This window comes from Sinomonas soli, assembly GCF_054782415.1.
In genome coordinates, this window is sequence record NZ_BAAGSN010000017.1 from 1 (window position 1) to 450 (window position 450).

Here is a 450-nt window from a genome sequence, read left to right on the forward strand (position 1 = left end):
AACGAACACCGCGCGGGCTCCAAGGGCACGATCGAGGGCCCCTACTACGTCCCGGCCTCACCCGCCCAGCAGACGCCGGGCACGCTGCCCATGCGGGACGACGAGCCCGGTACCCCGCTCCTCTTCCAGGGCCAGATCACCTCCGTCTCCGGCGAGCCGCTCACCGGGGCGAAGGTCGAGATCTGGCACGCGGACGACCTCGGCTTCTACTCGCAGTACGCCCCGGGCCTGCCCGAGTGGAACCTGCGCGGAACCGTCCTGGCCGACGAGACGGGCCACTTCCAGATCAACACCATCCAGCCGGCCCCCTACCAGATCCCGACCGACGGAGCATGCGGCCAGCTCATCGCCGCCGCCGGCTGGCACGCCTGGCGCCCGGCCCACATCCACCTGAAGGTCTCGGCCCCCGGCCACCAGCTGATCACCACCCAGCTGTACTTCCCCGGCGAC

Annotated in this window: 1 protein-coding gene; it reads left to right on the forward strand. The window is 71.1% G+C overall.

Annotation, left to right across the window (positions count from 1 at the left end):
- The coding region (locus ACYVKZ_RS17530) for a dioxygenase family protein (protein ID WP_460993542.1) at positions 1-450 on the forward strand (450 nt) is incomplete at both ends.